The organism is Psychrobacter proteolyticus, assembly GCF_038155145.1.
GTDB classification, from domain to species: Bacteria; Pseudomonadota; Gammaproteobacteria; order Pseudomonadales; family Moraxellaceae; genus Psychrobacter; species Psychrobacter proteolyticus_B.
Genome location: NZ_JBAKAY010000049.1, coordinates 1 through 246 on the forward strand (window position 1 = coordinate 1; position 246 = coordinate 246).

1 pseudogene is annotated in these 246 nt (G+C 39.4%); it reads left to right on the forward strand.

The features are described from left to right. Positions 1–19: 19 nt before the first annotated feature. Positions 20–246 (forward strand): annotated as a pseudogene (locus V6252_RS12965) (TerD family protein); the annotation flags it as partial.

Here is a 246-nt window from a genome sequence, read left to right on the forward strand (position 1 = left end):
CAAAATTGAGCCAAAATGCATGTTTAAGCTCTTCAAAAAATATCTAAGCGCGATGGATATTGATTTAGCTTGCGTGTTGTACGATGATAATTTTGTCATCAGTGACATCGTTTGGTTTAAGCAATTTCGTGATAAAGCTGAGTCGGTCAAACATCAAGGAGACAGGTTAAATGGTAAGGATCGCGGTGAACAAGCCATGTATCTTGCGCCACTTGATCAAGAGCAAATCAGATTGGAGCTTGAGAA